General features: G+C 69.5%; 20 protein-coding genes and 1 pseudogene. 7 read left to right on the top strand and 14 right to left on the bottom strand.

The annotated features are described in order from the left end of the window. The 10 genes and pseudogenes from rplB to ABD927_RS16025 all read right to left on the bottom strand — a co-directional run. The gene (gene rplB, locus ABD927_RS16070) at positions 1 to 828 is read right to left on the bottom strand and encodes a 50S ribosomal protein L2 (protein WP_345250849.1); all 828 of its coding nucleotides are present in this window, start codon (positions 826 to 828) and stop codon (positions 1 to 3) included. After that, on the bottom strand, positions 829 to 1,128 hold the full coding sequence (rplW, locus tag ABD927_RS16065; RefSeq protein WP_345250848.1) for a 50S ribosomal protein L23: 300 nt from the start codon (positions 1,126 to 1,128) through the stop codon (positions 829 to 831). Next, a complete protein-coding gene (rplD, locus tag ABD927_RS16060; protein WP_345250847.1) occupies positions 1,125 to 1,745 on the bottom strand; it encodes a 50S ribosomal protein L4 in 621 nt (206 codons plus the stop codon). The genes rplW and rplD overlap by 4 nt, the downstream gene beginning before the upstream one ends. Before the next feature lie 2 nt (positions 1,746 to 1,747). Beyond that, positions 1,748 to 2,428, bottom strand: a complete 681-nt coding sequence (gene rplC / locus ABD927_RS16055) for a 50S ribosomal protein L3 (protein WP_345250846.1) — start codon at positions 2,426 to 2,428, stop codon at positions 1,748 to 1,750. A gap of 134 nt (positions 2,429 to 2,562) precedes the next feature. Beyond that, positions 2,563 to 2,874, bottom strand: a complete 312-nt coding sequence (gene rpsJ / locus ABD927_RS16050) for a 30S ribosomal protein S10 (RefSeq protein WP_087779994.1) — start codon at positions 2,872 to 2,874, stop codon at positions 2,563 to 2,565. A gap of 127 nt (positions 2,875 to 3,001) precedes the next feature. Continuing rightward, on the bottom strand, positions 3,002 to 4,192 hold the full coding sequence (gene tuf / locus ABD927_RS16045; RefSeq protein WP_345250845.1) for an elongation factor Tu: 1,191 nt from the start codon (positions 4,190 to 4,192) through the stop codon (positions 3,002 to 3,004). Positions 4,193 to 4,249: 57 nt separating this feature from the next. Then, positions 4,250 to 6,352, bottom strand: coding sequence for an elongation factor G (gene fusA, locus ABD927_RS16040; protein ID WP_345250844.1), 2,103 nt, complete (start codon positions 6,350 to 6,352; stop codon positions 4,250 to 4,252). Between the two features lie 146 nt (positions 6,353 to 6,498). Beyond that, a complete protein-coding gene (gene rpsG / locus ABD927_RS16035; protein WP_345250843.1) occupies positions 6,499 to 6,969 on the bottom strand; it encodes a 30S ribosomal protein S7 in 471 nt (156 codons plus the stop codon). 145 nt (positions 6,970 to 7,114) lie between these two features. Next, entirely contained in the window at positions 7,115 to 7,495 is a 381-nt protein-coding gene (rpsL, locus tag ABD927_RS16030) for a 30S ribosomal protein S12 (RefSeq protein ID WP_345250842.1), read from the bottom strand. Positions 7,496 to 7,911: 416 nt separating this feature from the next. Beyond that, positions 7,912 to 8,646, bottom strand: a pseudogene (locus ABD927_RS16025) (class II aldolase/adducin family protein); the annotation flags it as partial. 164 nt (positions 8,647 to 8,810) lie between these two features. Between ABD927_RS16025 and ABD927_RS16020 the strand changes: the two are divergent. Both ABD927_RS16020 and ABD927_RS16015 read left to right on the top strand, forming a co-directional pair. After that, entirely contained in the window at positions 8,811 to 10,619 is a 1,809-nt protein-coding gene (locus ABD927_RS16020) for a thiamine pyrophosphate-binding protein (protein ID WP_345250841.1), read from the top strand. 21 nt (positions 10,620 to 10,640) lie between these two features. Further along, the gene (locus tag ABD927_RS16015; RefSeq protein WP_345250840.1) at positions 10,641 to 12,116 is read left to right on the top strand and encodes an aldehyde dehydrogenase family protein; all 1,476 of its coding nucleotides are present in this window, start codon (positions 10,641 to 10,643) and stop codon (positions 12,114 to 12,116) included. 121 nt (positions 12,117 to 12,237) lie between these two features. Here the strand turns inward: ABD927_RS16015 and ABD927_RS16010 are convergent, their stop codons facing one another. The 4 genes from ABD927_RS16010 to ABD927_RS15995 all read right to left on the bottom strand — a co-directional run bounded on the left by ABD927_RS16010 (position 12,238) and on the right by ABD927_RS15995 (position 19,153). Continuing rightward, positions 12,238 to 15,315, bottom strand: coding sequence for a c-type cytochrome (locus ABD927_RS16010; protein ID WP_345250839.1), 3,078 nt, complete (start codon positions 15,313 to 15,315; stop codon positions 12,238 to 12,240). Continuing rightward, positions 15,312 to 15,791: a (2Fe-2S)-binding protein gene (locus ABD927_RS16005; protein ID WP_345250838.1), complete on the bottom strand. Its 480-nt coding sequence runs from the start codon at positions 15,789 to 15,791 to the stop codon at positions 15,312 to 15,314. The genes ABD927_RS16010 and ABD927_RS16005 overlap by 4 nt, the downstream gene beginning before the upstream one ends. An 11-nt stretch (positions 15,792 to 15,802) precedes the next feature. Beyond that, entirely contained in the window at positions 15,803 to 17,968 is a 2,166-nt protein-coding gene (locus tag ABD927_RS16000) for a xanthine dehydrogenase family protein molybdopterin-binding subunit (RefSeq protein WP_425570279.1), read from the bottom strand. Between the two features lie 282 nt (positions 17,969 to 18,250). Beyond that, positions 18,251 to 19,153: a polysaccharide deacetylase family protein gene (locus ABD927_RS15995; protein ID WP_345250836.1), complete on the bottom strand. Its 903-nt coding sequence runs from the start codon at positions 19,151 to 19,153 to the stop codon at positions 18,251 to 18,253. 118 nt (positions 19,154 to 19,271) lie between these two features. Here ABD927_RS15995 and ABD927_RS15990 point away from each other — a divergent pair, with 118 nt between their 5' ends. The 5 genes from ABD927_RS15990 to ABD927_RS15970 form a co-directional block, all read left to right on the top strand. Next, positions 19,272 to 20,132, top strand: a complete 861-nt coding sequence (locus tag ABD927_RS15990) for an FAD binding domain-containing protein (protein WP_345250835.1) — start codon at positions 19,272 to 19,274, stop codon at positions 20,130 to 20,132. A 15-nt stretch (positions 20,133 to 20,147) separates the two neighbouring features. Then, complete coding sequence (locus tag ABD927_RS15985) at positions 20,148 to 20,639, top strand: (2Fe-2S)-binding protein (RefSeq protein WP_345250834.1); 492 nt, start codon at positions 20,148 to 20,150, stop codon at positions 20,637 to 20,639. Further along, the gene (locus ABD927_RS15980; RefSeq protein ID WP_345250833.1) at positions 20,636 to 23,008 is read left to right on the top strand and encodes a xanthine dehydrogenase family protein molybdopterin-binding subunit; all 2,373 of its coding nucleotides are present in this window, start codon (positions 20,636 to 20,638) and stop codon (positions 23,006 to 23,008) included. The genes ABD927_RS15985 and ABD927_RS15980 overlap by 4 nt, the downstream gene beginning before the upstream one ends. Beyond that, positions 22,989 to 24,302 (top strand): amidase, encoded by a 1,314-nt coding sequence (locus tag ABD927_RS15975; protein ID WP_345250832.1) that lies wholly within the window; start codon positions 22,989 to 22,991, stop codon positions 24,300 to 24,302. Before ABD927_RS15980 ends, ABD927_RS15975 begins: the two co-directional genes overlap by 20 nt. 40 nt (positions 24,303 to 24,342) lie before the next feature. Next, on the top strand, positions 24,343 to 25,016 hold a 674-nt coding region (locus ABD927_RS15970), incomplete at its 3' end, for an SRPBCC family protein (RefSeq protein ID WP_345250831.1).

Here is a 25,016-nt window from a genome sequence, read left to right as displayed (position 1 = left end):
TTACTTCTTCTTGCGCCGCTGGACGATCATATTGCTCGTCCGCTTGTTGCGGCGGGTCTTGAATCCCTTGGACGGGGTGCCCCAGGGGCTCACCGGTTCGCGGGCTTCGCCGGTCCGACCTTCACCACCGCCGTGCGGGTGATCGATCGGGTTCATCGCCACGCCGCGCACGGTCGGGCGGATGCCGCGCCAGCGCGTCGCGCCGGCCTTGCCGATCTGGCGCAGGCCATGCTCTTCGTTGCTGACTTCGCCGATGGTGGCGCGGCACTCGATGTGCACCTTGCGGACTTCGCCGGAGCGCAGGCGGACCTGCGCGTAGGTGCCTTCGCGGGCCAGCAGCACCGCCGAGCCGCCGGCCGAGCGCACCATCTGCGCGCCCTTGCCGGGAATCATCTCGACGCAGTGGATCGTGCTGCCCACCGGGATGTTGCGGATCGGCAGCGTGTTGCCGGCGCGGATCGGCGCTTCGCTGCCGGACAGCAGCGTGGCGCCCACCTCGACGCCGCGCGGCGCCACGATGTAGCGGCGCTCGCCGTCGGCATAGCACAGCAGCGCGATGTGGGCGGTGCGGTTCGGGTCGTATTCGATGCGCTCGACCTTGGCCGGGATGCCGTCCTTGTTGCGGCGGAAATCGACGACGCGATAGTGCTGCTTGTGGCCGCCGCCGCGATGGCGGGTGGTCACGTGGCCGTTGTTGTTGCGGCCGGCGTTCTGGATCTGCTTTTCGAGCAGCGGGGCGTACGGGTCGCCTTTGTGCAGGTGGGGGTGCACCACCTTCACCATCGCGCGCCGGCCGGCGGAGGTCGGCTTCAGCTTGACGAGGGGCATTTACTTCACCTCCTGCGCAAAGTCGATTTCCTGGCCCGGCTTGAGCGAGACGTACGCCTTCTTTTCATTGCGGCGACGGCCCACGAAGCGGCCAAAACGCTTGACTTTGCCCTTGGTGTTGAGCATCTGCACGGACTCGACCTGCACCTTGAAGAGCAGTTCGACGGCAGCCTTGACTTCGGGCTTGGTGGCGTCTTGCAGAACGCGGAAGGCCACCTGTTCGTTCTTGTCGGCGATGAACGTGCTCTTTTCGGACACGATCGGCGCCAGCAGAACCTGCATCAGACGTTGGTTGTTCATCCCAGCATCTCCTCGAGCTGAGCGATCGCCGGCTTGGTGATCAGCACTTGCTTGTAGTGGATCAGCGACAGCGGATCGGCGTAGCGGGACTCGACCACGGCCACGTGCGGCAGGTTGCGCGTGGCCAGGTACAGGTTCTCGTCCACCGCATCGGTGATGATCAGCACGGAATCCAGGCCCAGGCTCTTGAGCTTGTCGGCGGCCAGCTTGGTCTTGGGCGAATCGACGGCGAACGCTTCCACGATCGCGATGCGGTCTTCGCGGGCCAGCTGCGACAGGATCGAGCGCATGCCGGCGCGGTACATCTTCTTGTTGACCTTCTGGCTGAAGTTTTCTTCAGGCGAGTTCGGGAAGATGCGGCCGCCGCCACGCCACAGCGGCGACGAGCTCATGCCGGCGCGCGCGCGGCCGGTACCCTTCTGCCGCCAGGGCTTCTTGGTGGTGTGCTTGACTTCGGCACGGTCTTTCTGCGCGCGGTTGCCGCTGCGGGCGTTGGCCTGGTAGGCCACCACGACCTGGTGCACCAGCGCTTCGTTGAATTCGCGGCCGAATACGGTGTCGGGCGCGCTGACGGTGGCCGACGATTGGCCCTGGTCGTTCAGGAGCTTCAGTTCCATCTTCAGGCTCCCTTCACGGCAGGACGCACGATGATGTTGGCGCCGGCGTGGCCCGGAACGGCGCCGCGCACCAGCAGCAGGCCGCGCTCGGCGTCGACGCGGATCACGTCGAGGTTCTGCACCGTGCGCTGGACGTCGCCATAGTGGCCGGCCATCTTCTTGCCGGGGAACACCCGGCCCGGATCCTGCGCCATGCCGATCGAGCCCGCCGAATTGTGCGAGACCGAGTTGCCGTGCGAAGCGCGGTTCGACGAGAAGTTGTGCCGCTTGATGGCGCCCGAGAAGCCCTTGCCGATGGTGGTGCCGGTGACGTCGACCTTCTGGCCGACGGCGAACACCGATTCCACGGCGACCACGGCGCCGGGCGTGAACTCGGCGGCCTTGGCGGGATCGAGACGGAATTCCTTGAGCACGCTGCCGGCTTCGGCACCCGCCTTGGCGAAGTGGCCGGTGAGCGGCTTGGTCACGCGCGAGGCGCGGCGCGTGCCATAGGTGACCTGCACGGCGGCATAGCCGTCGGTTTGCGGGGATTTGACCTGGGTCACGCGGTTGTTCGACACGTCCAGCACGGTCACGGGGATGGATTCGCCTTCATCCGTGAAAATGCGGGTCATGCCAACCTTGCGACCCACCAGGCCGAGCCGGAACGCGGCTGGCGTGGAGGCCGTCGATTGGGTCGACATCGTTTTCTCCGTTCCCGACTACGATTGGTCGGGGTTGTAAATTGGCGCGGCATGAGGTATGTCCATGCCGGCAAGCCAGACAGTATAGCGGGCGCGCAACCGCCATGGCAAGCGGTTGCGCGCGAATACCACAATTACTGCAGAGCGATTTCCACGTCCACGCCGGCCGGCAGGTCGAGGCGCATCAGCGCGTCGACGGTCTTGTCGGTCGGATCGACGATGTCCATCAGGCGCTGGTGGGTGCGGATCTCGAACTGGTCGCGCGACGTCTTGTTGACGTGGGGCGAACGCAGCAGATCGTACCGGCGGATGCGGGTCGGCAGCGGCACGGGGCCGCGCACGACGGCGCCGGTCCGCTTGGCGGTTTCGACGATTTCGGCGGCCGATTGGTCGATCAGCTTGTAGTCGAACGCCTTCAGGCGGATACGGATCTTTTGCTTTTTCATGATGAACAATTCCTAAAGAACGAGTGTCCCGCACGCCGCTGCTCCATCCAGGGTGCCGCGGATCCGGCTTTGCCGGTCCGCCAGCACCGCCCCTGGGGGACGCGCGCAGCGCGTAGGGGGGGCCTTATCAGGCGATGATCTTGGCGACGACGCCGGCGCCGACGGTGCGGCCACCTTCACGGATGGCGAAGCGCAGGCCTTCTTCCATCGCGATCGGGGCCAGCAGCTTGACCGTGATCGACACGTTGTCGCCCGGCAGCACCATTTCCTTGTCCTTCGGCAGCTCAATCGTGCCCGTCACGTCCGTCGTGCGGAAGTAGAACTGCGGACGATAGCCGTTGAAGAACGGAGTATGGCGGCCGCCTTCTTCCTTCGACAGCACGTACACCTCGGCCGTGAATTCCGTATGCGGCTTGATCGAACCCGGCTTGCACAGCACCTGGCCACGCTCGACGTCTTCGCGCTTGGTGCCGCGCAGCAGGATGCCGACGTTGTCGCCCGCCTGGCCCTGGTCCAGCAGCTTGCGGAACATTTCCACGCCCGTGCAGGTCGTCTTGGCCGTGTCCTTGATGCCGACGATTTCGATTTCCTCGCCGACCTTGATCACGCCGCGCTCGATACGGCCCGTCACCACCGTGCCGCGGCCCGAGATCGAGAACACGTCTTCCACCGGCATCAGGAACGCCCCGTCGACCGCGCGCTCCGGCGTCGGGATGTACGTGTCCAGCGCCGCGGCCAGTTGCAGGATGGCCTGCTCACCCAGCTCGCCCTTGTCGCCTTCCAGCGCCATCCGGGCCGAGCCCTTCACGATCGGGGTGTCGTCGCCCGGGAAGTCGTACTTGGAGAGCAGCTCGCGCACTTCCATTTCCACCAGTTCCAGCAGCTCGGCGTCGTCCACCAGGTCGGCCTTGTTCAGGAACACGATGATGTAAGGCACGCCCACCTGGCGCGACAGCAGGATGTGCTCGCGCGTTTGCGGCATCGGGCCGTCGGCGGCCGACACCACCAGGATCGCCCCGTCCATCTGCGCCGCGCCGGTGATCATGTTCTTCACGTAGTCGGCGTGGCCCGGGCAGTCCACGTGCGCGTAGTGCCGCGTTTCGGTCTCGTATTCCACGTGCGCGGTGTTGATCGTGATCCCGCGCGCCTTTTCTTCGGGCGCCGCGTCGATCTGGTCGTAAGCCTTGGCCTCGCCGCCGAACTTGTTCGACAGCACCGTCGTGATCGCCGCCGTCAGCGTCGTCTTGCCGTGGTCGACGTGCCCGATCGTGCCCACGTTCACGTGCGGTTTCGTGCGTTCAAACTTGCCTTTTGCCATGATTCTCTGTTCCTGGAGTCAGTCAAACTGGTTCAGGTTTATCCGTTGCCCGGCCGCTTACTTGGCGCGGGCGCTGATGATCGCGTCGGCGACGTTCTTCGGCGCTTCGGCGTAGTGCTTGAATTCCATCGTGTAGGTGGCGCGGCCCTGGGTGGCCGAACGCAGCGTGGTGGAATAGCCGAACATCTCGGCCAGCGGAACCTCGGCCTTGATGATCTTGCCGCCGCCGACCATGTCGTCCATGCCCTGCACCATGCCGCGCCGCGACGACAGGTCGCCCATCACCGTGCCGGCGTAGTCTTCGGGCGTTTCCACCTCGACCGCCATCATCGGTTCGAGCAGTACCGGGCTCGCCTTGCGCATGCCGTCCTTGAAAGCCATCGAGGCGGCCATCTTGAACGCGTTTTCGTTCGAGTCCACGTCGTGGTACGAACCGAAGAACAGCGTGACCTTGACGTCGACCACCGGGTAGCCGGCCATCACGCCCGCCGACAAGGTGTCGATGCAGCCCTTTTCCACCGCCGGAATGAACTCGCGCGGCACCACGCCGCCCTTGATGGCGTCGACGAACTCGAAGCCCTTGCCGGGCTCCAGCGGTTCGATCTTCAGCACCACGTGGCCGTACTGGCCGCGGCCGCCCGACTGCTTGACGAACTTGCCTTCGGACTCTTCGCAGACCTTGCGGATCGTTTCGCGGTAGGCCACCTGCGGCTTGCCGACGTTGGCCTCGACGCCGAATTCGCGCTTCATGCGGTCGACGATGATTTCCAGGTGCAGCTCGCCCATGCCGGAGATGATGGTCTGGCCCGATTCTTCGTCGGTGCGCACGCGGAACGACGGGTCTTCCTGGGCCAGGCGGCCCAGCGCGATGCCCATCTTTTCCTGGTCGGCCTTGGTCTTGGGCTCCACCGCCTGCGAGATCACGGGCTCGGGGAATTCCATCCGCTCCAGCGTGACGATCGCTTCCGGATCGCACAGCGTTTCGCCGGTGGTGACTTCCTTCAGGCCCACGGCCGCGGCGATGTCGCCGGCCAGCACTTCCTTGATTTCGTCGCGCTGGTTGGCGTGCATCTGCAGCAGGCGGCCGATGCGTTCCTTCTTGCCCTTGACCGGGTTGTAGACGGTATCGCCCGACGACAGCACGCCCGAGTACACGCGGATGAACGTCAGCTGGCCGACGAACGGGTCCGTCATCAGCTTGAACGCCAGGGCCGAGAACTTTTCCTTGTCGTCGGCCTTGCGGGTGACGGGCTGGTCGTCTTCGTCGGTGCCTTCGACCGGCGGGATGTCGGTGGGCGAGGGCAGGAACTCGATGACGGCATCGAGCATGGCCTGCACGCCCTTGTTCTTGAAGGCCGAGCCGCACAGCATCGGCTGGATCTCGCCGGCGATGGTGCGCTGGCGGATCGCGCCCTTGATCTCGTCTTCGGTCAGCTCTCCCGATTCGAGGTACTTGTCCATCAGCGTCTCGGACGACTCGGCGGCCGCCTCGACGAGCTTCTCGCGCCACTCGGTGCAGGTGTCGGCGAGTTCGGCCGGGATGTCGGCGTACTCGAACTTGGTGCCCTGGCTGGCCTCGTCCCAGACGATGGCCTTCATCTTGATCAGGTCGACCACGCCCCGGAAGGTGTCTTCGGCGCCGATCGGCACTTGCAGCGGGATCGGGTTGGCCTTCAGGCGCGCGCGCATCTGCTCGTACACCTTGAAGAAGTTGGCGCCGGTGCGGTCCATCTTGTTGACGAAGGCCAGGCGCGGCACGCCGTACTTGTTGGCCTGGCGCCACACGGTTTCCGATTGCGGCTGCACGCCGCCCACGGCGCAGTACACCATGCAGGCGCCGTCGAGCACGCGCATCGAGCGTTCGACTTCGATGGTGAAGTCGACGTGCCCCGGGGTGTCGATGATGTTGATGCGATGTTCCGGGAAATTGCCGGCCATGCCCTTCCAGAAGCAAGTGGTGGCGGCCGACGTGATCGTGATGCCGCGCTCCTGTTCCTGCTCCATCCAGTCCATCGTGGCGGCGCCGTCGTGCACTTCGCCGATCTTGTGGTTGACGCCCGTGTAGAACAGGATGCGTTCGGTAGTGGTGGTCTTCCCTGCGTCGATGTGCGCAGAGATGCCGATGTTGCGATAACGCTCGATCGGGGTCTTGCGGGCCATGATCGGTTCCTTCGTGACTGAACGAGTCAGCCCGCCGCGACAGGCGGCGGGAATGTGAAAAACAAACGGGCGCTGCCGGCCGCCTGCCGGCCATCGCGCCGATAACGCGCCGCCATTGATACCAGCGGCTTGTTACCGGCAGCGTCTTACCAGCGGAAGTGGCTGAAGGCCTTGTTGGCCTCGGCCATCTTGTGCGTGTCGTCGCGCTTCTTGACGGCGCCGCCGCGGCCTTCGGCCGCGTCCATCAGTTCGCCGGCCAGGCGCAGGTCCATCGACTTCTCGCCGCGCTTCTTGGCGGCCTCGCGCACCCAGCGCATGGCCAGGGCCAGGCGGCGCACCGGGCGGACCTCGACCGGAACCTGGTAGTTCGCGCCGCCCACGCGGCGGCTCTTGACCTCGACGATCGGCTTGACATTGCCGATCGCCTGACCGAACACCTCGATGGGGTCTTTGCCGGTCTTGGCCTTGATCTGGTCGAGGGCGCCGTAGACGATCCGCTCTGCAACGGCCTTCTTGCCGGAGAGCATGATGACGTTCATGAATTTGGCGAGATCGACACTTGCGAACTTGGGATCCGGGAGGATTTCACGCTTGGGTACTTCGCGACGACGCGGCATTTCTTGCTTCCTGAGTCGGTTCAGTTGAACCGCGAACACGGGTTCGCGGCCATGGCGGCCAGTCGGGCACGATGCCCCGGCCGCCCCTTACTCGCGCGGCATCCGGCCAGGCCGGACGCCGCCGCGGGACAAAACGGCGGCTGGCTTACTTGCCGCCCTTCGGGCGCTTGGCGCCGTACTTCGAACGGGACTGCTTGCGATCCTTCACGCCTTGCAGGTCGAGCGAACCGCGCACGATGTGGTAGCGCACGCCGGGCAGATCCTTCACCCGGCCGCCGCGCACCAGCACCACCGAGTGCTCCTGCAGGTTGTGGCCCTCGCCGCCGATGTACGAGATGATCTCGAAACCGTTGGTGAGACGCACCTTGGCGACCTTCCGCAGCGCCGAGTTCGGCTTCTTCGGGGTCGTGGTGTACACGCGGGTGCAGACGCCGCGACGCTGCGGGCTGCTTTCAAGAGCGGGCGACTTGCTCTTGGCGTGGCTGGATTCGCGCGGCTTGCGCACGAGCTGGCTGATTGTAGGCATGGCCCTCTTCCGTAACTTCGGGGTCTCGGGGGCCGGCTGGCGATGCCTGGCCCCGGTCTACTGCGACGGACCGCCCGGCCCGCGGCTCGCGCAGGAAGCCGCCGCCGGGATCGCCGGAAGGGAAACATGCGCGGGCCGCACGATCGTGCGGCATGAAATCTACGCTGGGGGAAGGTACGCCGCGATGCGGCTCTTAAGAGACAGGTTTTTCGCGGCGCATCCGGGCCGGACATCTGCCGGATGCTGCAACCTGCAATCAAAGAACGCGCGGCCCGGGCGAGCCGACTCTCCAGGGAGCTTGCAATAATAGCCCGGAAAAAGCCGGGGAGTCAAACCCATGGAGACCGAACCTGTGGAGGCCCTGCCACAACGGCGGCGGACCCATGCGGCGGACGGGCCCGCCGGCGGCGGCCGCATCAGTCGGCGAAACCGGGGTCCAGCCGGTAAGCCAGCCGCATGCAGGCGGCCCAGTCCTTGGCCCCCGTCTGGGCCGGGTCGTCGTAGTTTATCTGCGACGCCCCGTAGGCCGCCACGTCGTCCGGAATCAGCGTGACCTCGGCGCCGCCGGCCAGCGCGGCCACCTGGCCGCGGCAGGCCATTTCCAGGTAATGCTGGTCGACGAAGGCTTCCGGCAGGTTGCGGCCGCACACCAGCGCGCCGTGGTTGCGCAGCAACGCCGCGCGATGGCGGCCCAGGCTGGCGATCAGCGGCTCGCGCTGCGACATGTTGAACTCGAAGCCGCCGAAGGTGTGGTAGGCCAGGCGGTCGTAGAACTTGACCGCATGCTGGTTCACCATCAGCAGCCCGTGCTTCTGGGCCGACACGCCCATGTTGGCCGGCGTGTGCGTATGGAAGACGGCGTTGATGTCGGGCCGGGCCTGCAGGATGCCCGCGTGGATGACCAGCGCGCCGCCCGCCAGCGGCGGGCCGCCCTCGAGCGGCGAACCGTCGAAACGGTATTTGCGCAGCGACGACGCGGTCACCTCGCCGAACATTTCGGTGGTCTGCTTGATCAGCATGGCGTCGGGCTCGCCCGGCACGCGCGCCGACAGGTGGTTGTACGTCAGGTCATCGACGCCCAGGTGGTACAGCAGCCGGTAACAGGCCGCCAGCTGGATGCGCGCCTCGCGCTCTTCAGGAGTCATGCCGGACCCTCGGGTGAGTTGGGTGAAAGAATGGGCTCCATTCTAGGCCCTCAATCTTATTTTGCAACTTATACCGTTTTTAGAACAAAATAGCGGCAAAGAGCCAATATTGAAACACTGCGAAACACTGCGCCTCCGGGCTGGCGCCATCCCCGTCACAAGGATCCTCGATGACCTCACCCCACCTCCCGCGCGCCGCAGCCCGCGTGGACAGGCCCGTCTCCGTTTCCGGCGCCGCCCCGCAGTGGGGCAGCGATTATTTCGCCGAACTGATCCGGGCCACCGGCATCGAGTATCTCGCGCTCAACCCCGGCGCCAGCTTCCGCGGCCTGCACGATTCGCTGGTCAACCACCTGGGCAACCGCGATCCTTCCATGCTGCTGTGCCTGCACGAAGAGCACGCGGTGGCCATCGCCCAGGGCTACGCCAAGGCAAGCGGCCGGCCGATGGGCGTGTTCCTGCACAGCAACGTGGGGCTGATGCACGCTTCGATGGCGGTCTTCAACGCCTGGTGCGACCGGGTGCCGATGCTGCTGTTCGGCGCCACGGGGCCGGTCGACGCCGCCGAGCGGCGGCCGTGGATCGATTGGCTGCACACGGCCAAGGACCAGGGCTCGCTGGTGCGCGACTTCATCAAGTGGGACGACCAGCCCGCCTCGCTGGCGGCGGCGGCCGAATCGGTGATGCGCGCCCGGGCCCTGGCGCAGGCGGCGCCCTGCGGCCCCACCTATGTGTGCTTCGACGTTGGTCTGCAGGAAAAGCGCGTAGAGGCCATGCCGCCGCTGCCGGATCCCGCGCGCTACGCGCAGCCCGCCGATCCGGTGCCGCCGGCGGCCGCGATCGAGGCTGCCGCCGACGCGCTGGCGGCGGCCGAACGGCCGCTGATCCTGGTGGGGCGGGTGTCGCGCTCGGAAGCGGCCTGGAACGACCGCATCGCGCTGGCCGAGCTGCTCGGCGCCCGGGTGCTGACCGACCTGAAGACCGCGGCCGGCTTTCCGCCCGAGCATCCGCTGCACGTGGGGCCGCCGGGCGCCTTCCTGTCGCCGCCGCAGGTGGAGGCGCTGCGCGATGCCGACGTGGTGCTGGCCTTCGACTGGATCGCGCTGGAAGGCGCGCTGCGCACCGCGGTGCCGCAGTCGGCCCACCCCGCGCGCGTGATCAACGTCTCGCTCGACAGCTATATCCACGGCAGCTGGAGCATGGACCACCAGGGACTGGCGCCGGTCGACATCGGGCTGGCCGGCCAGCCCGACGACGTGCTGCCGATGCTGCTGGCGGCCCTGCGCCGCCGGATCGCCCGGCCGCGCTCGGCGGCCCGCCTGCCGGCCGCCGAACCCACGCCCCTGCCGGCCGGGCCGAAGCTGGACAACGCCACCTTCGCCGCCACGGTGCGCCACGCGCTCGAAGGCCGACACGTGACCGTGACCCGGCTCAACCTGGGCTGGCCCGGCGACGGCCTGCGGCCGCGCCATCCGCTGGACTATCTGGGCAACGACGGCGGCGCCGGCGTCGGCTCGGGCCCGGGCAATGCGATCGGTTCGGCGCTGGCGCTGCAGGGCAGCGGCCGCGCGGCGGTGGCGGTGATCGGCGACGGCGATTTCCTGATGGGCAATTCGGCCCTCTGGACCGCCGCCCACTACCGGATTCCGCTGCTGATCGTCATCGCCAACAACCAGTCGTTCTACAACGACGAGCTGCACCAGGAACGGATGGCCGTGCAGCGCGGCCGCCCGGTCGAGAACAAATGGATCGGGCAGGCCATCCGCGAACCCGCCGTCGACCTGCTGGCGATCGCCGCCGCGCAGGGCGCACGCGCCATCGGGCCGGTGTCGGAGCCGGCCGCGCTGGCCGCGGCGATCGCCGATGGGCTGGAGCAGGTGCGCGCCGGCGCGCTGTGCGTGATCGACGCGCGCGTCGAACCCGAATACGACCCCAGCATGAAACGCGGCATGGCCGTCAACACCGAACCGGGCCGCTGAGCGGCCGTCTGGAGAACAGCGATGAATGCTCGAGCGACGTCTTCCCAGGTCATGCCGGCGCACGACGGCCATTTCTACGGCGGCCAATGGCGCGCGCCGCTGGCGGGCCGTTATTTCGACGTGGTCAACCCGGCCACCCAGGCAGTGCTGGGCCGGGTGGCCGACGGCTGCGCGCAGGACGCCGACGCCGCCATGCGCGCGGCGCGCGCCGCCTTCCCGGCCTGGCGCGCCCTGCCCATCTTCCGGCGCGCGGCCATCCTGCGCCAGGCGGCCGAGGTGCTGCGCGCCCACGACAAGGAGCTGGCGCTGCTGGACGCGCTGAACTGCGGCAACCCCGTCAGCGAAATGGTGCACGACGTGCACGCCTCGGCCGCGATGCTGGAATACTTCGCCGGCCTGATCCCCGAGCTCAAGGGCGACACGATCCCGATGAACAACGGCTCGTTCGACTTCACGCTGCGCGAGCCGCTAGGCGTGGTGGTGCGCATCTACCCGTCGAACCATCCGCTGCTGTTCGCGGCGTCGCGCATCGCCGCCGCGCTGGCGGCCGGCAACACCGTAGTCATCAAGCCGCCGGAGCAGGCGCCGCTGTCGTCGATCCGGATGATGGAGCTGCTGGGCGAGGTGTTCCCGGCCGGCGTGCTGAACTGCGTGAACGGCGGCCGCGACACCGGCGCCGCGCTGGTTTCGCATCCGCTGGTGGCCAAGATCGCGTTGACCGGCGGCGAGAACGCCGGCAAGGCGGTGCTGCGCGCGGCCGCCGAACAGATCAAGCCGGCGCTGCTGGAACTGGGCGGCAAGAACGCGCTGCTGGTCTATCCCGATGCCGACCTGGAAGCCGCCGTGGGCGGCGCGGTGCGCGGCATGAATTTCCTGTGGGCCGGCCAGTCCTGCGGCTCGACCAGCCGCATCTACGTGCACGAAGACCTGTACGACGCCTTCGTCGACAAGCTGGCGCAAGGTATCGCCGCCGCCCACAAACCCGGCCTGCCGGAAGACCCGGAAACCACCATGGGCTGCCTGGGCAGCAAGGCCGCGTTCGACAAGACCATGCACTACATCGACGCCGCGCTGCAGGAAGGCGCGCGGCTGGTGACCGGCGGCAAGCGGCCGGACGACCCGGCGCTGGCCAAGGGCTGGTTCGTCGAACCCACCGTGTTCGCCGACGTGCGGTCCGACATGCGCGTGGCGCGCGAGGAAATCTTCGGGCCGGTGGTGGTGGTGATCAGGTGGCGCGACGAGGGCGCGATGATGGAAGAAGTCAACGCGCTCGACTACGGGCTGACGTGCTCCATCTGGACCCGCGACCTCGACACCGCGCTGAATGCCGCCCACCGCGTCGAAGCGGGCTATGTGTGGATCAACGGCTCGAGCTCGCACGCGATCGGCGCGCCGTTCGGCGGCTACAAGCGCTCGGGGCTGGGGCGAGAAGAATGCCTGGAAGAGCTGCTGGCGTTCACCCAGGTGAAGAACGTCAACGTGGCGCGCATGACGTAATGTGAAAGGCCTCGGGGAAGTAAGCTCTCCAGGTTGCAAATATCTCAAAATCGGTGCCGGCCGGTTTCATGTGAGCCCCGCCGTGTTCGTGGCTTGCTTCATTCCTCCAGGCCAGCAGACATCAAGGCCGCTGCGAGACCGGCACGTGGCCGGCGGCGCCGTGTTGCCGCCGCACCTGGGCTGCGCTGCTCCGCAAGTCTTCCCAGGCCGGCTTGTCGCCGGCGAAGCGGGTGCGCAGGTAGGCGGCCAGGGCGGCGATCTGGTCGTCGCTGAAGCTGTCGGCGAAGCCGGGCATGTAGCCGAGTTCGCCGTGGGCGGGGTTGTCGATGCCTTGCAGGATGACTTGCAGCAGGTTGTCGGGGCGGTCGCTGTGGAGATTCGTGTTGAAGGCCAGCGCAGGACGCGCCCCCAGTAGCGCCGGGCCTTTGCCTGCTTCGTGGCAGGCGGCGCAGGCGCCGTGGTAGATGCGGGCGCCCAGGCCATTCAGGCGCAGGTCCTGCGCCGCGCCGCGGCGTTCCAGCGCCTGCACGTCGGCGGGTTGGGCGGATTGCGCGTCGGGGTTCAGCGAAGCCAGGTAGATGGCCATGGCACGGACGTCGCTGTCGGGCAGTTCGGCCAGGCCTTGGATGACCGGGGCCATGGGGCCGGCAGCCACGCCGTGCAGCGGCGCGTGGCCGGTGCGCAGGTACTGGTAGAAGTCCTGTTCGGTCCAGGCCAGCGGCGCGCGTGAGGCGCCGGTCAGCGCGGGGGCTTCCCAGCCTTCGGCTTCGCCGCCGGCCAGGAAGGCGGTGCCGGACTTTTCCGCGCCCAGCGCGTTGCGTGGCGTGTGGCAGGCGCCGCAATGGCCGGCTCCCTGCACCAGGTAGGCGCCGCGGTTCCAGGCCGATGACCGGGCGGGATCGGACTCGTAGGGGCGGGCGTCGTGGAACAGCGCGTTCCAGCCGGCCATCAGCGGCCGCGCGCCATAGGGGAACGGCAGTTCGGTGGGCGGCGGGCGGTGCGCCACGGGCTCGCGCGTCATCAGGTAGGCGTACAGCGATTGCATGTCGGCTTCCGACAGCCTGGCGAACGCGGTGTACGGAAAGGCCGGGTACAGGTGGCGGCCGTCGCGGTGGATGCCCTGGCGCATCGCGCGGTCGAAGGCGGCGAACGACCAGTTGCCGATGCCGGTTTGCGGATCGGGGGTGATGTTGGTGGTGTAGACGGTGCCGAACGGCGTTTCCAGCGGCAGGCCGCCGGCGTTGGGCTTGCCGCCGGGGGCGGTGTGGCAGACCACGCAGTCGCCGGCCGCGGCCACCAGGCGGCCGCGTTCGAGGGTGGCTTCGGCGTACACGCTCAGGTCGGGCGTGGCGGGGGCGATCGCGCCGCGCCACGGCAGCGCCGCCAGGATCAGTCCGGCCGCCGCGGCGCCCAGGCCGCCGAGCCAGGCAAAGGCGCGCAGCCGGTCGCTGCGGCGCGGTGGCTCGGCGGCCAACAGGCGCATCGATTCGGGGCTCTGGAAGGCCGGCGAACGCAGGCGCACGCCGGTCGCGTCGAAGATGGCGTTGGCGATCGCGGCGGCGGCGGGCACGGCGGCGGTTGCGCTCCACGACAGGCCCATGGGTGGCGGCTCGCCGGGATGGGCCGGGGTCGCGGTGGCGGCAGATGCGGGTGCGGGCGTTGGAGCGGGTGCGGCAACCAGCTCCACCTGAAGCTCGGGCCCGGCGTTGCGCTTCTGCAATTGGCTGCTGCGCGATGCTTGTAGCGCCGAACCGGAGGCGGCCCCATGTCCTGCCGCGGCGGGCCAGCCGTCGAAGCCGGGCGGCGCTTCCAGCAGGCCGGCCGTGGCATCGCGAATCAAGGCTTCGCCGGCCTCGGCGTCGGCGACGGCACTGGCCGCCACGGCTTCGCTGTCATGGCCGGCCACAACACGCGTCAACTGCACGGCCCCGCGGCGGTCGACCTCGACGTCCACCACCCAGGCCGCCCAGGTCCGCTGCGGCGGCACGATGGCATCGTCGACCATGGCGGCGTAGGCCAAGCCTCGGCCCCGGCGCAGAGGGCCGCGCGTGCCGTCGCTGGCGCCAGACGCCGTATTCCACGATGCCTGCCGCGCCACGTTGCGGATCAGTTGCGCGCCGCGGCTGTCGTCCAGGTGGGCGAGCCGGAATTCGATCGGCGAAATGCCGGACTCGTGTGCCGCCTCGTCCATGAAGGATTCGTAGGCGAACACGCGGGCCTGGGCCAATGCGGCGTCGGAGGTATCGGCGGGCGCCGCGGCGATGGCATGCGGCAGGTCGACGGCGACCGCCTGGAAGCGGTAGGGCGGCAGCGCGGCAAGGCCTGCCTGTCGCGGGCCGGCCGCCGCGCCATGGCGGGCCAGCAGCCGGGCCAGCGAGGGCCGGCGCCACGGCGCGCGGTCGAAAGCCATTTCGCTGTCGATGAGCCGGCCCTGGGCATCGCGGCCGGCCCGCAGCTGCATCGACTGCAATACCGGCTCGCCGCCGCCGTCGGCCTGCACGCGCACAGGGCGGCCGACCGCGCGTGACAGCAGCGCGGCATCCGCTGCCGCATCGCAGGCGAGCGCGCTGGCCGGCAGCCCGTTGCCGTGCAGGCGGACGCTGCCGGCCGGCAAGTCGAGGCAGGCCTCCAGTTCCGCCGCCAATGCCGCCGGCGTGTCGGTGGCAGCCCACGCCGTCAGCGCGCCGTCGTGATGCCAGGCAACGGCCCAGGTGCCGTCGGCCGGCGTGGCTATCGGCCATTGGTAGCTGCGAGCAATGACAGCGCCAGCGCCGGGTGCGCCGGGTGCGCCGGGTGCGCCGGGCTGATCCGGCTTGGCAGCGAAAGTTCGCGAGGCAGGCGCCGGATCTGCCGCGCAGGCAGCCTCCTCGCCCAGCGCCTGCCTCAGCACCGTCCGCGTGGACGCGGCGCGCCGCGGCAGGTCGGACGGCGTTTCCCAGCGCGCGTCCAGCCGCGCCAGCGCGTCGCGGGCATAGATGGCGTTGAGCGCGACGATGCCGACGAAGTCGCCTTCGCGCACCACGCGCACGACGCCCGGCATCGCTTCGGCCGCCGCCGCGTCGAGCGACGCCAGGCGCGGCCCGGCGTACTGCAACCCGTTCCACGCCGCGCCCGGCGGGCGCAGCACCATGCCTTCGAGCACGCCTGCCGGCGCCTGGACGCCGTGCGCGCCGTCCGGCGCGAAAGAAGGATCCGTCATTTGGATTGCGCGGCGCGGCAGGCCGCGCGGAGGATTTCGATGTGCGTGCCGCAGCGGCACAGGTTGTATTGGAGTTCGCTGCGGATGCGGGCTTCGCTGGCATGCGGTTCGCGTTCCAGCAGCGCGTGCACCGTCATGATCATGCCGTTCAGGCAGTAGCCGCACTGCGCCGCCTGTTCGTCGATGAAGGCCTGCTGCACCGGACCCGGGCTGCCGTCGGCGCGGCACAGGCCTTCCAGCGTGGTCACGCGCCGGCCGCGCACGCCGCCCAGCGGCAGCACGCAGGAGCGCGCGGCCACGCCGTCGACCAGCACCGTACAGGCGCCGCATTCGCCCAGCCCGCAGCCGTACTTGGGGCCGTTCAGCGCAAGGTCGTTGCGCAGCACGTATAGCAAGGGCGTGTCGGGGGCGGCGTCGACGGTCGCCGGCTGGCCGTTGACCGTGAGCGCGACGGGCTCGTCGGGCGCGTGCTGCATGCTGTCTCCGTTCATTCGTGGCGTGCCGCCGCCAGTGCCGCCAGCACGCGGTCGGGCGTGAACGGCACTTCGCGCAGGCGAATGCCGGCGGCGTCGTAGACGGCGTTGGCGATGGCGGCGGCGCTGGGTACCGATGCCGATTCGCCGGCGCCCAGCGGCGGGTTGCCGTTGGCCGGCATGATAAGCACGTCGATCTCCGGGATCTCGGTAAACGACAGGATCGGATAGGCGCCCCACTCCACGCTGGCCACGCCTTGCGCATCGAACAGCACGCGCTCCTTCAGCACGCGGCTGCACGACTGGATGACGTTGCCGTGGATCTGGTGGCGCACGCCGTCGGGGTTGATGACCTGGCCGCAGTCGTAGCCGACCCACACTTTGCGCACCGCGATCTTGCCGGTTTCGGTATCGACCTCGACCTCGCAGGCCCAGGCGCACCAGGCCGCGCCGGTGCCGGGATAGGAGCCGTGCACGTACTGGTGCTGCGCGAAGCCGCGCCCGCGCAGCAGGCGGCCGGCGGGCCGGCGCGCCGGGCGAGGCGCGGGCTGCCGGCCGGCGCGCGCGGCCACCGCGCGGGTCAGTGCGATGGCGCGTTCGTCGTCCATCAGGCGCAGGCGGAATTCGACCGGATCGGCCCGGTGGCGCGCGGCCAGCTCGTCGATGAAGGACTCGTGCGCGAACACGTTGGGCATGGCCGAGACGCCGCGCATCCAGGCCGCGCGCACGATGGTGTGCATGTCGCACACGCGCACCCGCAGGCGGCCGCAGCGGTACTGCGGCACCGCGGTGCGGTCGCCCTTGTGCTCGAACGGCGAATGCGGATCGCCGCGGCCGGTGTAGGCCAGCGCCAGGATGGGCGCGTTGTTGGACGGATAGCGCACCGAGAAGTCGTAGACCAGGCCGCCGCTTTCGTCGAGCCCGCCACGCACTTCCAGCAGCTGCGCCGTGCCCTTGGGTTCCCAGGCGTGCTCTTCGTCGCGCATCAGCTGGACCCGGACGGGGCGGCCCAGTTCATAGGCCAGCAGCGCGGCCTCGGCCGCCGCGTCGTCGGCGCAGTTGCGGCCGTAGCAGCCGGAGGCCTCCATGCGGACCAGGCGGACGCGGTCCGCCGGCAGGCCGACCAGCGCCGCGATGTCGCCGTGCAGGACGTGCGGCAGCTGGGTGCCGCTCCAGACGGTGAGCATGCCGTCTTCGTAGCGCGCCACGCCGCACGAAGGCCCGATCGAGCCGTGCATCTGGTAGGGCCAAAGATAAGTGGCTTGCAAGGGGCCGGCGGCATCGAAGGGCGCGTCGTCGACGTCGCCGCTGTCTTTGAGCGGGCGCACGCGCGCGGGGTTGTCGCGCAGCGCGGCGGCCAGGTCATTCATGTCGGGCAGCGCGGGCCAGGGGCGCCAGCGCAGCTTGAGCGCGCGCGCCGCCTTGATGGCCACTTCCTCGCGCGTGGCGACCACGGCCACGAAATCGCGGATCGCCACCACCTTGACGATGCCGGGCAGATGGGCGACCGAATCGGGGTCGATCCACTCCAGGCTGGAACCGGCCAGCGGGCCGATGTCGCGGCCGGCGTAGGGCGGGCGCACCACGCGGGCGTGCAGCATGCCCGGCAGCCGCAGGTCGTGCACATAGGTGAGCCGGCCGGTGGCCTTGGCGGGGATGTCGACCCGCGGCTGCGGCTTGCCGACGATGCGGTAGTCGCACGGATCCTTGACCGCGGCGTCGGCAGCCAGCCGCATTTCGAAACGCCTGCCTTCGAGCAGCCGGCCATAGTGCCAGTCGGTCGGGCGGCCCGCATGCCAGATCGTGCCGTCGCGCACCTCCAGTCCGGCGGCCGGCACGCCCAGGCGCTCGGCGGCCTGCGCCACCAGGAAGGCGCGCGCCTGGGCGGCGGCGCGCCGCATCGGCACGGCGGCCGACTGGATCGAGGCGCTGGCCGTGGTGCCGCCCTGGTCGGGCGTGAGGCCGGTGTCGCCCAGCACCATCGTCACGTCGTCGAAGCGCACGTCGAGCTCTTCGGCCACGATCTGGCCGAGCGCGGTGCGCAGCCCGGTGCCCAGATCGACGTGGCCGTTGAAAGCGGTCACCTTGCCGTGGTCGTCCACCGCGATGAAGGAATCGACCTGGTCGTGCGGCACCAGCCCCACGCCCACCAGCGGCGCCGGCTTCTCCGGCCCGGGCATGGGATTGCGCTGCGCCCCGGGGGCCGGCGCCGCCGGCTCGCCGCGCCAGCGCGGGAACAGGATCCGCAGGAAGCCGGTCTGCGATGCCGGACGGCGAACCGCATCGGCGGATGGAAACGGCAGGAGGTGTCGCATGAAATCGATCCGCAGCTCAGTTGTCACCACGCTTCGCGCCCAACGCCCGACCTTGCGCCTCGCCCCTCCAGGACGCGGCGGATCCGGCTCCGCCGGTCCGCTCGCGTCGCCCCTTGAGGGGGCGCGCGCAGCGCGTAGGGGTGGGGCTCATCCGCCCGTCACGGTGCCGGCGGGCAGCGCCACGCAATGATCATAGATCGCCCCCGGCCGCGTGAACCAGACGCGATCGCGCTGCGGATGGTCGACGATGTGCCTGAGCGCGCGGCGCAGCGCGCGCAGCCGGTAGGGCTGGCCGACCACCATCGCGTGCAGGGCCAGGCCGCACACCAGGGGCTGGCGCTCGCTCTGCGCCAGCATTTCCTCGAACTGGTCGATGATCATCTGTTCGAATTCGGACGGCGTCGACGCGCGCACCAGCATCTGCGGGGAGTCGTTCAGTTCCAGCGGATAAGGCACCGACATGATCCGGCCCTTGCGCGTCTTCATCCAGACCGGCTGGTCGTCGGCCGGCCAGTCCATCAGGAACTTGAAGCCGGCTTCGTCCAGCAGGTCGGGCGTGACGTGGCTGACCGACATCCACGGCGCCATCCACCCGCGCACGTCCTGCCCCGCCTTCTCGGCGATGGCGTCGCGCACCTCGGCCAGGAAGCGCGCTTCGTCGGCCTCCCACATATAGCCGTGGCGTTCGGCGTTGGTGCGGCCATGTCCGATGATTTCATCGCCGCGGCGGTTGATGCCGGCCACGATGTCCGGCGCGTAGTCGAACAGCGTGGTGTTGATCAGGTGCGAGGCCGGCAGCCCCAGGCTGTCGAACAGGTCGAACAGGCGGAACACGCCCACGCGATTGCCGTAGTCGGTCCATGAGAACGAACGCTGGTCGGGCGCCGGGATCGGCACCGTGGGCGTGTGGGTCAGGCCGGCGCCGAACGCGAAGTGTTCGATGTTCAGGCCGATGTAGAAGGCCAGCCGCTTGCCCTCGGGCCAGCTGTAGTCGGAGCGGGCATTGATCGAGCTGTACGGATACCGGTTATGGTGGGGCAGCAGAAGCATGAAGCGACTCCGGATCGGTCGGGGGGAAGAGGGACGCGCTGCATTGCGGTTGTTCCAAAAATAATTATAATTCCATTACTGCAACACTTCGACCCTTTCTTGCGAGGGAATGCGGCATATGAAGCCTGGGCCTTTCACGCACCACGAACCGCAAACGCTCGAAGAAGCAGTGCAAATGCTGGCCGAAGTCGCGCCCGACGAAGGCCGCGTGCTGGCTGGCGGCCAGACGCTGATTCCCGCGATGGCGCTGCGCCTGGCCCGGCCCGCGCACCTGGTGGACATCAACCGCATCGAATCGCTGCAGCGACTGCAAGCCGAAAACGGTTTCCTGCACATCGGCGCCTGCGTGCGCCACGCGGCCTTCCACCGGCCGCCGGTGGAAGGGCCGCTGGGCGAACTGCTGGCCGCCGTGGTGCGCCACATCGCCCACCTGCCGATCCGCAACCGCGGCACCTTCTGCGGCAGCGTGGCCAATGCCGACGGCGCCTCCGAATGGTGCCTGGCCGCGGTCACGCTCGATGCCGTGCTGGTGGCCGACAGCGTGCGCGGCCGGCGCGAGATCCCGGCCGGCGAATTTTTCCTGGGCTACATGATGACCGCGCTCGAACCCGACGAACTGCTCAGCGCGGTGCGGCTGCCGCTGCTGCCGGCCGGCGCCCGCTTCGGCTTCGAGGAATACAGCCGGCGCGCCGGCGACTTCGCGCAGGCGATGTGCCTGGCGGTGTTCGAGCTGCGCGACGGCGCGATGGCCCGCGTCCGCATCGGCGTGGGCGGCGTGGCCGGCAGCGTGCTGCGCCTGCCGGCGGCCGAGGCGGCCTGCGAAGGCCGGCTGCCCGATCCGGCGGTATTCGCGCAGGCGTCCGCGGCGGCGGCGGCCGCCATCGAACCGGCCGACGCCACCGAGGAAGAACAGGACTACCGCCGCGCCCTCACCCATACCGTGGTCAGCCGGGCGCTCGCACGCGCGGCCGGCTGCTGACCGGCCGGAGCCGCCATGCTGCCCAAACGCGATCTGATCCTCGACATCAACGGCGAATCGTTCGCCATCCGCATCGAACCGCGGCGCACGCTGGCCGACGCCATCCGCGACGACTGCGGCCAGACCGGTACCCATCTCGGCTGCGAGCACGGCGTGTGCGGCGCCTGTACCGTATTGGTGGACGACCAGCCGGTGCGTTCCTGTCTGATGCTGGCGGTACAGGCCGAAGGCAGCCGCGTGCGCACCGTCGAAGGCCTGGCGCGCGACGGCGAGCCGTCGCCGCTGCAGCAGGCCTTCATGGAGGAACACGCGCTGCAGTGCGGCTTCTGCACGGCGGGCTTCCTGATGCTGGCCACCGGCGTGCTGGAGCAGAACCCCGCGGCCACCGACGAGGAACTGCTGGACGCCCTGTCTTCCAATCTGTGCCGCTGCACCGGCTACAAGAACATCGTGACCGCGGTGAAGCGCGTGCGCGACGGCGCCGTCCCTGTTTCCGAAACGCCATGAACATCCACAGCTACCACGAAGTCCTGACCGACGATCCGGACACCGAGCAGGCCCGCCACATCGGCCGCTCGGTCAAGCGGCTGGAAGACCCGCCGCTGGTGCAGGGCCAGGCCCGCTTCGCCGGCGACGTCAACTTCCCGCACCAGCTGCACATGCGCGTGGTGCGGGCGCAGGTGGCGCACGGCCGCATCATGGCGATCGACACCGAGTTCGCGCGCGCGCTGCCCGGCGTGGTGGCGGTGTGGACCGGCGCCGACGTGGCCGACGTGCCGCCCATTCCGTTCCGCGCCACCACGGTCAAGGGGCTCGAACCCTATTGCCAGCCCATCCTGGCCCAGGAGCGCGTGCGCTACGTGGGCGAGCCGGTGGCGGCCGTGTTCGCCACCGACCCGTACGTGGCCGAAGACGCGGCCGACATGGTGTGGCCCGAGATCGAGCCGCTGCCGGTGGTGCTCGACGCCTCGGCGCCGGTGGGCGAGTTCGCGCCCGGCCGTTCGACCGAGCCCACCGTGATCCGCAAGGGCTACGGCGACGTCGACCAGGCCTTCGCCCAGGCGCATGCCATCGTCGAGCTCGATCTTTCCATCGGCCGGCATTCCGGCGTGCCGCTCGAATGCCGCGGCGCGATCGGCCGCTACGACGCGGCGCGCGACGTGCTGGAGATGTACGGCGGCGCGAAGAAGACGCACTGGAACCGCGACGAGATGGCCAAGATGCTGGGCCGCGCCCCGTCCAAGTTCCACGTATACGAAGACCACGTGGGCGGCGGCTTCGGCGTGCGCGGCGAGATGTACCCGGAAGACGTGCTGGTGTGCCTGGCGGCGATGCGGCTGCGGCGGCCGGTCAAGTGGATCGAGGACCGCCGCGAGAACCTGATGGCCACCAACCATTCGCGCCAGCAGCGGCACCTGGTCAGCGCCGCGGTGGACCGCGACGGCCGCATCCTCGGCATCCGCAACCGCTTCTTCCACGACAACGGCGGCTACGTGCGCACCCACGGGCCGCGCGTGGCCGACATGTCTGCCGGGCTGCTGCTTGGGCCGTACCGGGTGCCGGCCTACGAGGTCCACGCCCACTACCGGCTCACCAACAAGACGCCGTGCGGCACCTACCGCTCGCCCGGCCGCTACGAAACCACCTTCGTGCGCGAGCGCCTGATGGACGCCATCGCGCACGAGGTCGGCATCGACGTGCTCGAAGTGCGGCGCCGCAACCTGATCGGCCCGGAAGAGATGCCCTACCCGCGCCCGCTCGACGCGCTGGGCACCGATGTCGTGCTGGATTCGGGCCGCTACGAGGAATTGCTCGACAAGACCCTGGAACGCGTCGGCTGGCGCGAAGCCAAGGCCGGCATCGCGCGCCGCAAGGCGGCCGGCGAGGCGGCCGGCATCGGTCTGGCGATGTTCGTGGAGAAATCCGGCCTCGGGCCGTCGGACGGCGTGCGCATCACGGTGGACACCACCGGCGCGGTCGAACTGGTGACCGGCGCCGCCTCGGTGGGCCAGGGCATGGAGACCGCGCTGGCGCAGATCTGCGCCGACGGCCTGGGCATCGACTATCGCCGCATCCGCGTGATCCACGGCCGCACCGACCGGATGGAGTTCGGCAATGGCGCGCACGCATCGCGCGTGACGGTGATGTCGGGCTCGGCCACCCAGATCGCGGCGCGCAAGATCCGCGCGAAGGCGCTCGACATCGGCGCCGAGATGCTGTCGGCCCGGCTCGACGAGGTCGAGATGGCCGATGGCAGCGTGTTCCTGAAGGCCGACCCCGAAGGCCGCCGCATCCCGCTGGATGAGATCGCGCGCCATGTGCACGCGGGCTCGCGCACCGTGGGCCGACGCGAGCCGGGGCTGTCGGCCGAAGGCTGGTTCTACAGCGACCACATGAACTACCCCTACGGCATCCACGTGGCGCAGGTCGCGGTCGACCGCGGCACCGGCGCGGTCAGGGTCGAGCGCTACCTGGTGGCCTACGACGTGGGCCGCGCGGTCAACCCGATGCTGATCGACGGCCAGATCGTGGGCGGCCTGGCTCAGGGGCTGGGCGGCGCGCTGTTCGAGGAATTCACCTACGACGAAAGCGGCCAGCCGCTGTCCACCACCTTCGCCGATTACCTGATGGTGACCGCGCACGAGATGCCGGCGTCGATCGACGTGATGATCACCGAAGACGCGCCCAGCCCGCTCAATCCGCTGGGCATGAAGGGCGCCGGCGAAGGCGGCACCAATGCGGTGGGCGCGGCCGTGGCCGCCGCGGTGGACGACGCGCTCGACGCGCCCGGCTTCGTCACCCGCCTGCCCATCAAGCCGATGGCCGTCCACCGCTACCTGTCGGGAAAGACACCCCATGCCCCAGACTCCCCCTAACGCGCTGACCGCCACCGAGGCCGCCGCGGCGATACGCGAAGGCCGCCTGTCGTCGACCGACCTGGTCGAGGCCTGCCTGGCGCGCATCGACGAACGCGAACCGGCGCTGCGCGCCTGGGCCCACCTGGACCCTGAACTGGGCCGCGAACAGGCGCGCCAGCGCGATGCCGACACGCCGGCCGGCCCGCTGCACGGCGTGCCGATCGCCGTGAAAGACGTGATCGACACTGCCGACCAGCCTACGCAGATGGGCTCGCCCATCTACGCGGGCTACCGGCCCGCGGCCGACGCCTCGATCGTGAGCCTGCTGCGCGGCGCGGGCGCCGTCATCCTCGGCAAGACCGCCACCGCGGAATTCGCCGGCACCGCGCCGGCCGCCACCACCAATCCGCACGACCCCACCCGCACGCCGGGCGGCTCGTCGAGCGGTTCGGCAGCCGCCGTGGCCGATCTGATGGTGCCCGTCGCGCTGGGCACGCAGACCGGCGGCTCGGTGCAGCGGCCGGCCTCGTTCTGCGGCGTCTTCGGCTACAAGCCCAGCTATGGGCGGATCAACCGCGCCGGGCTGAAGTTCGCCGCCGAAAGCCTCGACACGCTGGGCTGGATGGCGCGCTCGCTGGACGACCTGGCGCTGCTCGACGCCGTGCTGTCGGGCGAGGCGCCGGCGCCGCTGGAACCGCTAGAAAACCCGCGCATCGGCATCTGCCGCACCTACCTGTGGGAACGCGCCGAGCCGTCCACCCGGCAGGCGCTGCACGACGCCGCCGACGCGCTGCGCCAGGCCGGCCTGCAGGTGACCGAACGCGAGCTGCCGGCCGACTTCGCCGGCCTGTCGCCGGTGCGCGAGGTGCTGAACGACTACGAACGCGCGCGCGCCATGGCCTATGAATGGTCGCACCACCGCGCCCGCATCAGCCCGCAGCTGTCGCGTTCGATCGAGCGCGGCTTCGCCATGCGCCATGCCGACTACCTGCAGGCACAGCGGTTCGCGCACGACACGCGGGTGGCCTTCGACGCCTGGCTGGACGACTGCGACGTGCTGGTCGCGCCGTGCGTGAACGGCGAAGCGCCCAAAGGCCTGGACCATACCGGCGACACCACTTTCCAGTCGCTGTGGACGCTGCTGCACGCGCCCACCGTCGGGCTGCCGACGCACCGCGGCCCGCACGGATTGCCGGTAAGCATCCAGCTGGTGGCGCGGCGCGGCGACGACGCGCGCCTGCTGCGCGCCGCGCTGGCCGCCTGGCGGATCCTCAGCCCGCAGAACCAGCCCGGCTGCCGCAGCGCGGCCTGACCGCGGCGGCAACCCCTCATTGCCCAGGAGGTCGCACCCCATGCAGTTCAAGAATTCGTTCGAGGTCTCCCTGCCGCCCGCGCAGGCCTGGCCCGTGCTGCTCGACGTCGAAGCCATCGTGCCTTGCATGCCGGGGGCGCAGCTGCTGGAGACCATCGACGAGCGCCACTTCAAGGGGCAGATTTCGGTGCGCCTGGGGCCGGTGATGCTGGCCTTCGTCTGCACCGCCGCGTTCGAGGAAGTGGACGACGCCGCCCACCGGGCCACGATCAAGTCGCAGGGCGCCGACTCCAAAGGCCGCGGCGGCGCCAACGCCACCATCCAGCTGCACCTGGAGCCTTCGCCCAAGGGGTCGAAGGTGGAGATCGTGACCGACCTCATCATGAGCGGCGCCGTCGCGCAGTACGGGCGCGGGTCGGGAATGATACAGAGTGTCGCGAATCAGATAATTTCCCAATTTTCGAAAAACCTGGAGGCGCGGATCGCGCAGCTGAAGCAGGCCGATGCGCTGCCGGACGAGACGGCGGCCGCCTCGCCCGCGGCAGGAGCCGGCGCGCCGGCCGGACAGGCTTCCGGCGAACCGGCCACGGGAGCCGCGCCGGCGGCCCCGCCGCCTGCGGCCGCCAGCGGCACAGCAACGACTGGCACGCCAGTTGCGCCCTCGGCGGCAACCGGCGGCGCTCGGCGGCCGGCGCCGGGCACGGCCGGCCCGGG

Source organism: Pigmentiphaga soli, assembly GCF_039541095.1.
In the GTDB taxonomy this organism is placed as follows: Bacteria; Pseudomonadota; Gammaproteobacteria; order Burkholderiales; family Burkholderiaceae_B; genus Pigmentiphaga; species Pigmentiphaga soli.
The sequence above is the reverse complement of the archived record's forward strand: the minus strand, read 5'-3'. Positions and strand labels throughout refer to the sequence as shown.